The 14,658-nt window shown below is 69.9% G+C and carries 5 protein-coding genes; 3 read left to right on the top strand and 2 right to left on the bottom strand.

The window, feature by feature from the left end; translation table 11 throughout:
* Window positions 1-1,593 carry an urea amidolyase family protein gene (locus tag T9R20_RS15145; protein ID WP_322410142.1) on the top strand — a complete coding sequence of 531 codons (1,593 nt, stop codon included), beginning with the start codon at window positions 1-3 and terminating at the stop codon, window positions 1,591-1,593.
* Here T9R20_RS15145 and T9R20_RS15140 read toward each other — a convergent pair.
* Entirely contained in the window at window positions 1,583-4,186 is a 2,604-nt protein-coding gene (locus T9R20_RS15140) for an ATP-binding protein (protein WP_322410141.1), read from the bottom strand. The genes T9R20_RS15145 and T9R20_RS15140 overlap by 11 nt on opposite strands.
* Before the next feature lies 1 nt (window position 4,187).
* Complete coding sequence (locus tag T9R20_RS15135) at window positions 4,188-6,857, bottom strand: DUF4062 domain-containing protein (RefSeq protein ID WP_322410140.1); 2,670 nt, start codon at window positions 6,855-6,857, stop codon at window positions 4,188-4,190.
* A gap of 296 nt (window positions 6,858-7,153) precedes the next feature.
* Here T9R20_RS15135 and T9R20_RS15130 point away from each other — a divergent pair, with 296 nt between their 5' ends.
* Both T9R20_RS15130 and rpoC read left to right on the top strand, forming a co-directional pair.
* Window positions 7,154-10,651, top strand: a complete 3,498-nt coding sequence (locus T9R20_RS15130) for a DNA-directed RNA polymerase subunit beta (protein ID WP_322410138.1) — start codon at window positions 7,154-7,156, stop codon at window positions 10,649-10,651.
* A gap of 45 nt (window positions 10,652-10,696) precedes the next feature.
* Window positions 10,697-14,566 (top strand): DNA-directed RNA polymerase subunit beta', encoded by a 3,870-nt coding sequence (rpoC, locus tag T9R20_RS15125; RefSeq protein WP_322410137.1) that lies wholly within the window; start codon window positions 10,697-10,699, stop codon window positions 14,564-14,566.
* Window positions 14,567-14,658 lie beyond the last annotated feature (92 nt).

Below are 14,658 nucleotides of genomic sequence, written 5' to 3'. Positions count from 1 at the left end.
GTGAGTGCTCTGCCGACGCGGACGCTGCCGATGGGCGATCGCGCGATCCTCGTCGAGGTCGAGGGGCTCGACGCCGTGCTCGCGCTGCACGCGCGCCTCGTCGCCGAGCCGCCGCCCGGGGTGATCGATCTCGTCCCGGCGGCGCGTACGGTGCTCATCACGGTCGATCCGGCGGTGCTGAGCCTGTCGCGCGCGCGGGCCTGGGTGACGGATGCCGCGACCGCGGCCTCCGCGGAACAGGCGGCGGCGCCGGCCGAGGTCGAGCTCGACATCCGCTACGACGGTGCCGACCTCGAAGACACGGCGGAGCTCCTGGGGATGACGGCCGCGGAGCTCGCGGGGCGCCACGCGCACGCGACGTGGACCGTGGCGTTCACCGGCTTCGCGCCCGGATTCGGATACCTCGTCAGTGAGGATTGGCCCTTCGACGTGCCGCGGCTCGCCACCCCGCGGACCCGCGTCCCGGCCGGGGCGGTGGGGGTCGCGGGAGTGTTCTCGGGGGCGTACCCGCGCGAGACCCCCGGCGGGTGGCGCCTCCTCGGCACGACCGATGAACCCCTGTTCGACCCCGCGCGCCCGTCGCCGGCGCTCCTGGCGCCCGGCATGAGGGTGCGGTTCCGCACCCTCGCGGGGGAGGAGCGCACCCTCGCGGGCAGGGAGCGCACCCTCGCGGGGGAGGAGCGCACCCTCGCGGGGGAGGAGCGCACCCTGGCGGGGGGCGCGGGGGCGCTGCGCGTCGAGGAGCCGGGGCTGCTCGCCACCGTGCAGGACCGAGGGCGGCCGGGCTCGGCCGCCCTCGGCATCGCCCGCTCGGGCGCGATGGACCGCCGCGCGCTCGGCGCCGCGAACCGCCTCGTCGGCAACCCCCAGGGCGCGGCGGCGATCGAGATCACCCTGGGCGGCTTTCGCGCCGTCGCCCTCGCCGACATGTTGTTCGCCGTCACCGGCGGCGGCGGTCCGCTCCGGCTCGCGGGGCGTGACATCGACCCGTATGCGGCGCACCGCTGGCCCGCAGGCGCCGAGCTCGAGGTCGGGTGGATCGAGCGGGGCGCCCGCGCGATCCTCGCCCTGCGCGGCGGCGTCGAGGGCCTCCTCGTCCGCGGTTCGCGCGCCACCGACATCCTCTCCGGTCTCGGCCCGGCCCCGCTCGCGGCGGGCGACCTCGTCGAAGTCGGCCCTGTGCCCGCCGCCCCCGTCCCGCCGTCCCCCGACGCGGCGTGGGGCGCACCCGACGGCGACGACCTCGAGATCGACCTCGCGCCGGGGCCGCGCGCCGACTGGTTCACCGCCGACGCGCGGGCGACCCTCTTCGAGGCGACCTGGGTCGTCTCCGGCGCCGCCGACCGCGTGGGGATCCGACTCGACGGCCCATCCCTCGCTCGTGCCCGCGACGACGAACTCCCCAGTGAGGGCATGGTGCCCGGCGCCCTGCAGGTGCCGCCCTCGGGCCGGCCCACGATCCTCGGCCCCGACGCTCCGGTCACCGGCGGCTACCCGGTCATCGCGGTCGTGACGGATGCCGCCCTCGACGCGCTCGCGCAGGCGCGACCCGGCAGCCGCATCCGCTTCCGTCACGCACGGGTCAGGTCCTGACGCCCTCCGGTTCACGCTCGTGCGCGCCCGCGAGGGCGAACGCGGCGGCCTCGAGGGCGCCGTACTCGCGCCCGTCGGCCTCCCCGCGGCGGACCTCGTCGGGGTCGGGAGCCTGCGCGAGGTAGGAGGTGTGGAAGACGAAGGCGGGGGCGTCGATGGCCGCGGTGCGGCGGCGGATCGATTCCGCCGCGCCGGAGAGCACACCCGCTCGGCGGAACTGCCCGCGGTGAGCGGCGATCGCCGCGAGTCCCTCGATGCTGTACGCGATCCCCTCGTCGTGGCGCAGGGCGACCGAGCCTTCCAGCGACCTTGCGAAGGAGTCGGCCGAGGCATCCACCTGACCGTCGAACAGCAGTGCCCGCCCGAAGTGGTGGGTGATGATCGTCTCGGTCAGAAGATCGCCGCCGTTCATCGACAGCTCCCTGCCCTCACGCAGGCGCACCAACGCCGCCTCGTTGTCCCCGCGCATCCATTCCAGGCGTCCGAGGGCCACGGCGCCGAGGACGGCGCCCCACACGACCCCGTCGGCGGCGAGGGCGCTTCTTCCGCGCTCGATGCGGTCGGCTGCGGCGTCGAGGTCGGGGTCGCCGGCTGCGACCCGCGCGATGCCCGCTGCGCTCAGAGCCAAGGCCGCGCCGATGTCGTCGTGCGCGGATCGGAAGAGAGCGGATGCCTCGTCGAGTCGGGCGGGCAGTTCCGGGCCGGTGTTGAGCCACATGCCGTTCCAGGCGAGATAGAACGCCGCCACGGCCCGCGCGCGCGGGGGCGGGTCGGGGACGCGGTCCAGGAGCTGCTGCATCCACACGCCGATCTCGCCCAGGTAGCCGGCGATCCACCAGAAGAGGAAGAGGGCGAAGGCGGCGTCGGTCGCCGCCTCGGCGTCGCCCGAGAGAACGAGGTGACGCACCGCCGATCGGAGGTTGCTCCGCTCGAGCGCCAGGCGTTCGACCGCCGAGCGCTGATCGGGTCCGCCCAGGCGGCCCGCCTCCGCGCGAGCGATCCGCACATAGCGACGTGCGTGACGGTCGCGCATCTCGGCGTCCCGGCCCTCGGCGCGCAGCCTCTCGATCGAGTGCTCGCGGACGCTCACGGGCAGGCGGAACACCGCTTGCCCGTCGACATCCGACGAGCTCACGAGGCACGAGTCGACGAGATCGGTGAGCGCCTCCAGCACCTCCTCGGCCCAGGGGCGCTCCGCGCCGATCGCCTCGACCGATTCGAGGGTGAAGTCGTAGGAGAAGACCCCGAGGTCCGACAGGAGTTCCCGCCGGGTGGGCGGGAGAAGTCCCGTCGACCACTCGATCGTCGCGCGGATGGTGCGCTGCCGCTCGGGGAGGTCCCGGGTGGGCGCGGCGAGCAGGCTCAGCTGATCGTCGAGTCGCGCGAGGATCGCCGCGGGCGGCAGAAGTCGTACGCGTGCGGCGGCGAGTTCGATGGCCAGCGGCAGACCCTGCAGCCGCTGGACGATGCCGACGACGGCCGGGGTGTTGGCCGGCGTGACTGCGAAGGAGGGCTGCACCGACTGCGCCCGTTCGACGAAGAGCCGGGCGGCGGGTGCCTCCATCGCGCGGGCGATCGACGACGGCGACGCCGGATCGTGGGTGGCGAGGGGGAGCACCTCGTAGACGCGCTCGCCTCGCACCCGCAGGACCGTCCGGGTGGTCGCGAGGAGCACGCTGCGAGGAGAGAGGGTGTAGAGGTGCACCAGCTCGGGCGACGCCTCGACGAGCTGCTCGAGGTTGTCGAGGATGAGCAGGAGGCGCCGATCGGCGAGGGCGATCGCGAGCCGCTCCCGGAGCGGGATCTCACCGTTGTCGCGGATCCCGAGGGCGGACGCGATGGAAGGGAGCAGCAGATCGGGCTCGAAGACGTTCTCGAGCGCGACGAAGACGACGCCGTCGAAGGAGTCGCCGACCGCTTCGGCCACGGCGATCGCCAACCGGCTCTTCCCGATACCGCCGGGCCCGAGGAGGGTGACCAGCCGGTGCCCACCATCCCGCACCAGGTCAGCCACGGCGTCGACGTCGGCTTCGCGGCCGATGAGCGGGGTGTACGCCGTGGGAACGGGCGCGAAGGTCAGCGCCTCCTCATCCGGTCGGGCGTGGATGCTCCCGGCATCGAATCGCTCGGCAAGGAGCGTGGCGAGATCGGCTTCGACCAGCTCGGCGAGCTCCTCGGGCGAGCCGAACGTCTTGTAGGACGCGGTGTCGTCGTCCTGGATGCGTGCGACGAGCTCGTCGAGCCGGGGCTCGCGTTCGGCGGGATCGCGCAGGTAGATCAGCTTCGGCATCGCGCGGGGCGTCAGGCGGTACTCGTCCTCGAGCCCGGAGATCTCCTCACCGGGCGCGACCCATCCGTAGCGTTCGCCGTAGACGCCCACGAAGACGTCGCTCTGCTCGAGGTACGCCCGGTAGAGGTCCCGCGGCGGATGCGGGCGGGCGCCGAGCTCGAACATCACCGGTGCCAGCCGCAGCCGCTCGATCGCCTCGCGGACCGCTGCGCGCTCCTCGGCGAGCTCGCGCAGGGTGGAGCTGACGAAGACCCGCAGCCGCTGATCGGGCGTGCGGATGCGCGGGGGAGGGCCGGTCGTCATGTCACCAGCGCTCGATCACGGCGCCGGCCTCGGCGAGCGCATCGGCGGGAAGTGCCAGCGCGAGGGCCTCGGCAAGGGTGAGTTCTGCGCCGCGCCGCTCGCCGGCGGCGACGGCATCGGGGTCGGCGGCGCGCATCGCATCCAGTTGCGGAGTGTGGACCGTGAACGCTTCGGCGTCGAACACCCCGATGCGATGGCGGATGACCGCCGCGACGGCCGAGAGCGCTCCGGCCCGTTCGCCGTCGCCGCGAGCGGCGGCGACGGCGCACAGTCCCTCCACCCCGTACGCGATCCCCTCTTCGAAGTGCAGGCGCAGCGACACCAGGAGCGTCCGAACGCACTGCGCCTCGGCGGCGTCGATCTCGCCGCGCACGAGCTGCAGGCGCGCGAGGTGATTGCCGGCCACCGACGTCGTGAAGAGGTCGCCGCCGGACGCGGCCGTCGCGGTCGCGCGGTCGAAGTGCCCGAGTGCGTCATCGGTCAGCCCGCGGAGCCATGCGAGGCGCCCCCGGGCGACCTCGGTGATGGCCGCGGCCCATGTGTTCCCGAGGTCGTGCAGCTTGGCCACGGCGGCGGTGAGCTCACGATCGGCGGTGTCGAGATCAGGGAGGTCGAGCTGAAGCCGGGCCGTCGCCCGTGCGGCGAGCGCCATCGCCGCGGCATCCTCGTCCCCGCTCTCTTCGAAGAGACGGATGCATTCGCCGAGGCCCGCCACCGCCTCTGCGCTCGGACGCTGCCACATCTCGCCCCACAGCGCGAAGAACCACGCGACGGCCCGCGTGTGCGGGGTGATCGGCTCGTCCTTGCCGAGGAGCTCCAGCATCCACACCCGGACCTCTGCGAAGAAGCCCGCCACCCACCAGTAGATCAGGAGCGACCACGCGAAATCCCCGGCATCGTCGAGGCGGCCGGTGTGGATGAGGTGACGCACCGCCGCACGGAGGTTGGGCAGGTCGAGGCCGAGCTCCGCCACGGCGTCCGCCTGCCCCGGGCCCCCCAGTCCCGGCGCGATGCGTGCGACGAGGTCGCGGTAGTGGTCGGCGTGCGCGGCGCGCACCACGGCCGCGTCGCCCCGCTCCTTCAGGCGCCCGATCGCGTACTCGCGCACCAGCGCCAGCAGCGAGAACACCGGCCGACCGTCGACGTCGACGGGTTTGACCAGGGAGGAGTCGACGAGAGCCGCGAGGTCGTCCATGGCGTGCTCGCCCCAGGGGCGGCCGCGGCCGATCGCCTCCACGGCGTCGAAGGTGAACCTGGTGGCGAAGACGCCGAGATCCTCCAGCAGGGCGCGCTGCGAGGGCGGGAGGAGGCTGACGCTCCACTCGATCGTGGCGCGCATCGTGCGGTGCCGGTCCGGGAGGTCGCGCACCGCCGCCGTGAGCAGCGGCAGGCTCTGCTCGAGGCGCTCGGCGATCCCCCGGGTGCCGAGCACCCGCACCTTCGCCGCGGCCAGCTCGATGCCCAGCGGAAGGCCCTCCAGCCGGCGGCAGATGTCGGCGACATCCTGGGCGTTGGCCTCGGAGAGGGTGAAATCGGGACTGACCGCGCTCGCCCGATCGGCGAACAGTCGGCAGGAGGGGGTGCGATGCACCCGCTCCAGCGTGGCGCGCGTCCACGAGTCGGGGACCGGCAGTCCCGCGACGTCGAAGACCTGCTCGCCGCGGATGCGCAGCACGATGCGGCTCGTGACGAGGAAGGTCGCCATGGGCGAGGCGTGCGAGAGACGAACGAGCAGCGGTGCTGCCTCGATCACCTGCTCGAAGTTGTCGAGGACGACGAGCACACGCCGACCCGACAGCGCCCGCGCGATGCGTTCCTCCAGCGGCGCCTCGCCGTTGTCGCGCACGCCGAGGGAGTACGCGATCGTGGGGACGACGAGGCCCGGCTCGAGGACGCCCTCCAGCAGGACGAAGTACACCCCGTCGGGGAACAGGTCCTCGCTCTCGCGGGCCACCTCGATCGCCATCCTGCTCTTGCCGACGCCGCCGGGGCCGATGAGGCTCACCACGTGGGCGGACCCGGTGAGGAGATCGCGGATCGCCGCGACATCCCTCTCCCGCCCGATCGTGGATGTGTACGGGATGGGGATCTTCGGCGCCGCCGCGGGCACGGCGTCGGAGATCTCCTGGTCGGCCGGCGACCGGGACGCGTCGAATCGCTCGGCGAGGAGGATCGCGAGGTCGTTGCGGACGTGGTCGCGCAGTTCGTCGGTCGACGCGAACGACAGGTAGGCGGCCGAGTCGTCCGCGCGGATGCGATCGATCAGGGTGTCCAGACGCGGGTCGCGACCCTCCGAGGCGCGGAGGTAGATGAGCTTCGGCATCTCGGGGGGAGCGAGGTTGTACTCGTCCTCCAGACCGGACACCTCCTCCTCCGGCGCCACCCAGCCGTAGCTCTCGCCGTAGATGCCCACGAAGACGTCGCTCTGAGCGAGGTAGGAGCGGTAGAGCGCCCGCGGCGGATGCGGGCGGGCGCCGAGCTCGAACATCACCGGCGCCAGCCGCAGGCTCTCGACGGCCTCGCGGACAGCCGCGCGCTCCTCGGTGAGCTCGCGCAGAGTGGAGCTGACGAAGATCCTGAGGCGCTGGTCGGGCGTGCGGATCACTCGCCGCTGCCCACCCGCGACCGCGGACCGGACGTGTCCTGCGGCGGCGGCGACGCCCCCCGTCATGGAGACATCATGGCCTCATCGGCGAATCCGCGCCAGATCCTCGGGAATTCCGCGCAGCGGAGCGCGTTATACCCGAGGAACATCGACTCGTCAAGGATCGCGCTGGACACGGCGCGCCATCCGGACTATGCTCGGTAGTTGCGCTCTTGGTTTCCCCCTGCCCTCATATGGTGGTCGGCTGTGACTGCACGCCCCCGCTTCACCGCGGTGCGCGACGTGCAGGCTTCGGGGACGACTGAGCACTCCACCTGACGACAAGGAAACGAAGCCCGGTCCGGGCTCACGGAGGTTATCCCTTGGCTGCTGCGCCCAACGCATCCAATCCCACCACCACCCCCAAGAACGGCCGCGGCGCATCGCGGCTCTCGTTCGCGAAGATCTCCGACACGCTGACGGTTCCCGACCTTCTCGCGCTGCAGACCGAGTCCTTCGACTGGCTCGTCGGCAACGAGCAGTGGCGTGCCCGCGTGGCCGAGGCCAAGGCCGCCGGTCGCACCGACGTCCCCGAGGTGAGCGGACTGGAGGAGATCTTCGAGGAGATCTCGCCGATCGAGGACCTGAGCGAGACCATGCAGCTCTCGTTCACCAACCCCTACCTCGAGCCCGAGAAGTACTCGATCGAAGAGTGCAAGGAGCGCGGCAAGACTTACGCCGCCCCGCTCTACGTCGAGGCCGAGTTCATGAACCACCAGACCGGTGAGATCAAGACCCAGACGGTCTTCATGGGCGACTTCCCGCTCCAGACCGACAAGGGCACGTTCATCATCAACGGCACCGAGCGTGTCGTGGTCTCGCAGCTCGTGCGCTCTCCCGGTGTCTACTTCGACAAGACGCCCGACAAGACCTCCGACAAGGACATCGTGTCCGCGCGGATCATTCCGTCGCGCGGCGCATGGCTCGAGTTCGAGATCGACAAGCGCGACCAGGTCGGCGTGCGCATCGACCGCAAGCGCAAGCAGTCGGTCACGGTGTTCCTGAAGGCCCTGGGCCTGTCGAGCGAAGACATCCTGAACGAGTTCGCCGGCTTCGACTCCATCGAGGAGACCCTCTCCAAGGACACCATCCTGTCCAAGGAGGACGCCCTCCGCGACATCTACCGCAAGCTCCGTCCGGGCGAGCAGGTCGCCGCCGAGGCCGCCCGCGCGCTCCTGGACAACTTTTACTTCAACCCCAAGCGCTACGACCTGGCGAAGGTGGGTCGTTACAAGATCAACCAGAAGCTGGGTCTGGATGCTCCGCTGTCGGACTCGGTGCTGACCGTCGACGACATCGTCGCCACCATCAAGTACCTCGTGCGCGTGCACCGCGGCGACGAGACCTTCGAGGGCGTGCGCGGCGGCAAGAACGTCGAGATCCGTCTTGACGTCGACGACATCGACAACTTCGGCAACCGTCGCATCCGCGCGGTCGGCGAGCTGATCCAGAACCAGGTCCGCACGGGGCTCTCGCGCATGGAGCGCGTCGTCCGCGAGCGCATGACCACGCAGGACATCGAGGCGATCACCCCGCAGACCCTGATCAACGTCCGCCCCGTGGTGGCCGCGATCAAGGAGTTCTTCGGCACCTCGCAGCTGTCGCAGTTCATGGACCAGAACAACCCGCTCGCGGGTCTGACCCACAAGCGACGCCTCTCGGCGCTCGGCCCCGGCGGTCTGTCGCGCGAGCGCGCCGGCGTCGAGGTCCGTGACGTCCACCCCTCGCACTACGGCCGCATGTGCCCGATCGAGACTCCGGAAGGCCCGAACATCGGTCTGATCGGATCGCTGGCCTCGTTCGCCCGCATCAACTCGTTCGGTTTCATCGAGACCCCGTACCGCAAGGTCGTCGACGGCAAGGTCACCGACCAGATCGACTACCTCACGGCCAGCGAGGAGAGCGACTACATCATCGCCCAGGCCAACGCCCCCCTGAAGGCGGACGGCCACTTCCAGGAGGACCGGGTCCTCGCGCGGAAGATCGGCGGCGAGGTCGACCTCATCCCCGCCGACGAGATCGGCTACATGGACGTCTCGCCGCGCCAGATGGTGTCGGTCGCGACATCCCTCATCCCCTTCCTGGAGCACGACGACGCCAACCGCGCGCTCATGGGCGCGAACATGCAGCGTCAGGCTGTGCCGCTGCTGCGCAGCGAATCGCCCGTGGTGGGAACCGGTATGGAGGGCTACGCCGCCGTCGACGCCGGTGACGTCGTCACCGCCGAGAAGAGCGGTGTGGTCATGGAGGTGTCGGCCGACGTCGTCACCATCCAGCTCGACGAGGGCGGCACGCAGGACTACTTCCTGCGCAAGTTCGACCGGTCCAACCAGGGCACGAGCTACAACCAGCGCGTGATCGTCTCGGCGGGCGACCGCATCGAGGCCGGCGAGGTCATCGCCGACGGCCCGGCGACCGAGAACGGCGAGCTCGCGCTCGGCAAGAACCTGCTCGTGGCGTTCATGACCTGGGAGGGTCACAACTTCGAGGACGCCATCATCCTCAGCCAGGACCTGGTGAAGGACGACACCCTCTCGTCGATCCACATCGAGGAGTACGAGGTCGACGCCCGCGACACCAAGCTCGGCAAGGAGGAGATCACCCGTGATCTCCCCAACGTCAGCCCCGACCTGCTGAAGGACCTCGACGAGCGCGGCATCATCCGCATCGGCGCCGAGGTCCGCCCCGGCGACATCCTCGTCGGCAAGGTCACGCCCAAGGGCGAGACCGAGCTGAGCGCCGAGGAGCGCCTGCTGCGCGCGATCTTCAACGAGAAGAGCCGTGAGGTGCGCGACACGTCGCTGAAGGTCCCCCACGGCGAGCAGGGCACGATCATCGCCGTCAAGGAGTTCAACGCCGAGGACGGCGACGACGAGCTCGGCTCGGGCGTGAACCGCCGCGTCGTGGTCTACATCGCCCAGAAGCGCAAGATCACCGAGGGCGACAAGCTCGCCGGCCGCCACGGCAACAAGGGCGTCATCGCCAAGATCCTGCCGGTCGAGGACATGCCGTTCCTCGCCGACGGGACGCCGGTCGACGTCGTCCTGAACCCGCTCGGCATCCCCGGTCGCATGAACTTCGGCCAGGTGCTCGAGACCCACCTCGGGTGGATCGCCAAGCAGGGCTGGAAGGTCGAGGGCACCCCCGAGTGGGCGGTGCGCCTGCCCGAGGAGGCTCGCGAGGCCGCCCCCGGCACGAAGGTCGCCACCCCGGTGTTCGACGGTGCCGCCGAGGAAGAGATCGCGGGTCTGCTCGACTCCACGACCCTCACCCGCGACGGTGTGCGCCTGATCGACTCCACGGGCAAGACCCAGCTGTTCGACGGCCGGTCGGGGGAGCCCTTCCCCGCTCCGATCTCCGTCGGGTACATGTACATCCTGAAGCTGCACCACCTCGTGGACGACAAGATCCACGCCCGTTCCACCGGCCCCTACTCGATGATCACGCAGCAGCCGCTGGGTGGTAAGGCGCAGTTCGGCGGCCAGCGGTTCGGTGAGATGGAGGTGTGGGCACTCGAGGCCTACGGCGCCGCATACGCGCTGCAGGAGCTCCTCACGATCAAGTCCGACGACATCCCCGGCCGCGTCAAGGCGTACGAGTCGATCGTCAAGGGCGAGAACCTGCAGGAGCCCGGCATCCCCGAGTCGTTCAAGGTGCTCATGAAGGAGATGCAGTCGCTGTGCCTGAACGTCGAGGTCCTCTCGGCGGACGGCACCGTGGTCAGCCTCCGCGACAGCACCGACGAGGCCTATCGCGCCGCTGAGGAGCTCGGCATCAACATCTCGAGCCGCTTCGAGTCGTCGTCGATCGACGAGATCTGATCCGTCGACGCCGACCGCAACCCACTTTTGACAACAGGAGAACTAGTGCTCGACGCAACAACGTTTGACGAGCTTCGCATCGGCCTCGCCACGGCCGACGACATCCGCCGCTGGTCGTTCGGCGAGGTCAAGAAGCCCGAGACCATCAACTACCGCACGCTCAAGCCCGAGAAGGACGGCCTCTTCGGAGAGCAGATCTTCGGGCCCAGCCGCGACTGGGAGTGCGCCTGCGGCAAGTACAAGCGCGTCCGCTTCAAGGGCATCGTCTGCGAGCGCTGCGGCGTGGAGGTCACCAAGTCCTCCGTCCGCCGCGAGCGGATGGGCCACATCGAGCTGGCCGCCCCGGTCACCCACATCTGGTACTTCAAGGGCGTGCCCTCGCGCCTCGGGTACCTGCTGGACATGGCGCCGAAGGACCTCGAGAAGGTCATCTACTTCGCCGCGTACATGGTGATCTCTGTCGACGAGGAGGCGCGTCACCGCGACCTCGCCACCCAGGAGAACAACATCCGCCTGGAGATCAAGACGCTCGGCGACCGCCGTGACGCCAAGATCGCCGCGCGCCTGTCCAAGCTGGAGGAGGAGCTCGCCGCCCTCGAGGCGGAGGGCGCCAAGGCCGACCAGAAGAAGAAGGTCAAGGACGCCGCCGAGAAGGACATGGCGCAGGCCCGCAAGCAGGCCGACGACGCCATCGCCAAGCTCGAGCGCGTCTGGGAGGACTTCCGCACCCTCGAGGTCGGCTCGCTCAAGGGCGAGGACGAGATCTTCCAGGAGCTGCAGGACCGCTTCGGTCAGTACTTCGAGGCCCACATGGGCGCCGAGTCGATCAAGCGCCGCCTGGAGGCGTTCGACCTGGCCGCCGAGGCGGAGAGCCTGCACCTGCAGATCGCCGAGGGCAAGGGCCAGCGCAAGATCCGCGCGATCAAGCGCCTGAAGGTCGTCAACTCGTTCCTGCAGACGGGCATGAGCCCCGCCGCGATGGTCCTGGACGTCGTCCCCGTCATCCCGCCGGAGCTGCGCCCGATGGTGCAGCTCGACGGTGGCCGCTTCGCGACATCCGATCTGAACGACCTGTACCGTCGCGTGATCAACCGCAACAACCGTCTTCGTCGCCTGATCGACCTCGGTGCTCCCGAGATCATCGTCAACAACGAGAAGCGGATGCTGCAGGAGGCCGTCGACGCGCTGTTCGACAACGGCCGTCGCGGTCGCCCCGTCACCGGTACCGGCAACCGTGCGCTGAAGTCGCTCTCGGACATGCTGAAGGGCAAGCAGGGCCGGTTCCGCCAGAACCTGCTCGGAAAGCGCGTGGACTACTCGGGCCGTTCGGTCATCGTCGTCGGTCCGCAGCTGAAGCTGCACCAGTGCGGTCTTCCCAAGCAGATGGCCCTGGAGCTCTTCAAGCCGTTCGTCATCAAGCGCCTCATCGACCTCGGTCACTCGCAGAACATCAAGGCCGCCAAGCGCGCCGTCGAGCGCACGCGTCCCGAGGTGTGGGACGTGCTCGAGGAGATCATCCGCGAGCGTCCGGTGCTGCTGAACCGCGCGCCCACCCTGCACCGCCTGGGCATCCAGGCGTTCGAGCCGCAGCTCGTCGAGGGCAAGGCCATCCAGCTCCACCCGCTCGTGTGTGCGGCGTTCAACGCCGACTTCGACGGTGACCAGATGGCCGTGCACCTTCCGCTGTCGGTCGAGGCCCAGGCCGAGGCCCGCATCCTGATGCTCGCCTCGAACAACATCCTGAAGCCCTCGGACGGCCGTCCGGTGACCCTGCCCTCGCAGGACATGATCATCGGCCTGCACCACCTCACCACGGTGAAGGAGGGCGCTGCGGGCGAGGGTCGCGTGTTCGGCTCGGTCTCGGAGGCGATCCTGGCCAAGGACGAGGGCACCCTCGACCTGCAGGCCAAGGTCCGCATCCGCGTTCCGGGGCTCACCTTCCTCGAGGGCGAGGCCCCCGAGGGATACGAGCGCCACGGCCTCGTCGACACCTCGCTCGGCCAGGCGATCTTCAACGACGCGCTGCCCAAGGGCTACCCGTTCGTGCGCGAACAGGCCGACAAGGGCAAGCTGTCGCAGATCGTCAACAAGCTCGCCGAGGAGTACCCCAAGGTGGAGGTCGCCGCGACGCTCGACCGCATCAAGGACGCCGGCTTCTACTGGGCCACGCGCTCGGGTGTGACGGTCGCCCTCAGCGACATCCTGACCCCGCCCAACAAGGCGGAGATCGTGGGTCGCTACGAGAAGCAGGCCGCGAAGGTCCAGTCGCAGTTCGAGAAGGGTCTCACCACCGACGCCGAGCGTCGTCAGGAGCTCATCAAGATCTGGACCGAGGCGACCGACGAGGTCCAGAAGGCGATGCGCGACAACTTCCCGGCCGACAACACCATCAACCGGATGGTCTCGTCGGGTGCGCGCGGTAACTGGCTGCAGATCCGGAACATCGCCGGTATGCGAGGCCTGGTGAACAACCCCAAGGGTGAGATCATCCCGCGCCCGATCATCTCCTCGTACCGCGAGGGCCTGTCGGTGGCGGAGTACTTCATCGCCACGCACGGTGCCCGTAAGGGTCTGGCCGACACGGCCCTCCGTACCGCCGACTCCGGGTACCTCACCCGGCGTCTCGTGGACGTCTCGCAGGACGTCATCATCCGCGAGGAGGACTGCGGCACGTCCAAGGGCCTCGAGCTGCCGATCGCCGCTCCCGGCTTCGACGGCACTCTGGTCAAGGACGCCAACGTCGAGAACTCGGTGTTCGCCCGCACCCTGGCGGCCGATGTCGTCAGCGCCTCCGGCGAGGTGCTCGCCGCGGCGGGCTCCGATGTCGGCGACATCGTCATCAACGCGCTCGTCGAGGCGGGCGTGGAGACGATCAAGGTCCGCTCGGTGCTCACCTGCGACTCCGCCGTCGGTGTCTGCGCGAAGTGCTACGGCCGATCGCTCGCGACCGGCAAGATCGTCGACATCGGCGAGGCCGTGGGCATCATCGCGGCCCAGTCGATCGGTGAGCCCGGAACCCAGCTGACGATGCGTACCTTCCACACCGGTGGGTCGGCGTCGGCGGACGACATCACCCAGGGTCTGCCCCGCGTGCAGGAGCTCTTCGAGGCCCGTACCCCCAAGGGTGCGTCCCCGATCGCCGAGGCCGACGGCCGCATCACGATCGAGGAGACCGACAAGAGCAAGAAGATCATCCTCACGCCCGACTCGGGTGACGAGCCGGTGGTCTACCCGGTGCTCAAGCGCGCGACTCTCCTCGTCGAGGACGGCCAGCACGTCACGGTCGGTCAGCCCCTGCAGGTCGGCACGCTCGACCCCAAGGAGGTCATGCGCGTCATGGGTGCCCGCGAGGTGCAGAAGTACCTCGTGAACGGCGTCCAGGGCGTCTACCGCTCGCAGGGTGTGCCGATCCACGACAAGCACATCGAGGTCATCGTGCGCCAGATGCTGCGGAAGGTCACCGTGGTCGACCACGGCGACACCACGCTGCTTCCGGGTGAGCTCGTCGACCTCAAGCGCTACCAGGGCATCAACCGCGAGGCCGTCGGCTCGGGCAAGCGCCCGGCGTCGGGTCGTCCGGAGCTCATGGGTATCACCAAGGCGTCGCTCGCGACCGAGTCGTGGCTGTCGGCCGCGTCGTTCCAGGAGACCACGCGTGTTCTCACGCAGGCCGCCATGGAGGGCAAGAGCGACCCGCTGGTGGGCCTCAAGGAGAACGTCATCATCGGAAAGCTCATCCCCGCCGGCACCGGCCTTGCGAAGTACCGCAACGTCGTGGTCGAGGCGACGGAGGAGGCCAAGAGCGAGCGGTACCCCAACCGCATCTTCGCCTCGGACGGCGCCTACAGCGACGCGGACCTGAGCTACGTCGACTTCGACAGCTTCTCCACGGACGACTTCGGCACCTACAACTGAGTCGAAACTCCGCACCACCGAAGGGCCCCGGCATCGCCGGGGCCCTTCGCGTTTCCGGTCCCGGGCGCGTGCGCGCCGAGAGCGACCCGCAG

It is taken from the genome of Microbacterium invictum (genome assembly GCF_034421375.1).
In the GTDB taxonomy this organism is placed as follows: domain Bacteria; phylum Actinomycetota; class Actinomycetes; order Actinomycetales; family Microbacteriaceae; genus Microbacterium; species Microbacterium invictum_A.
Note: the sequence above shows the minus strand (reverse complement) of the source record. Positions and strands in the feature narration are given on the sequence as shown.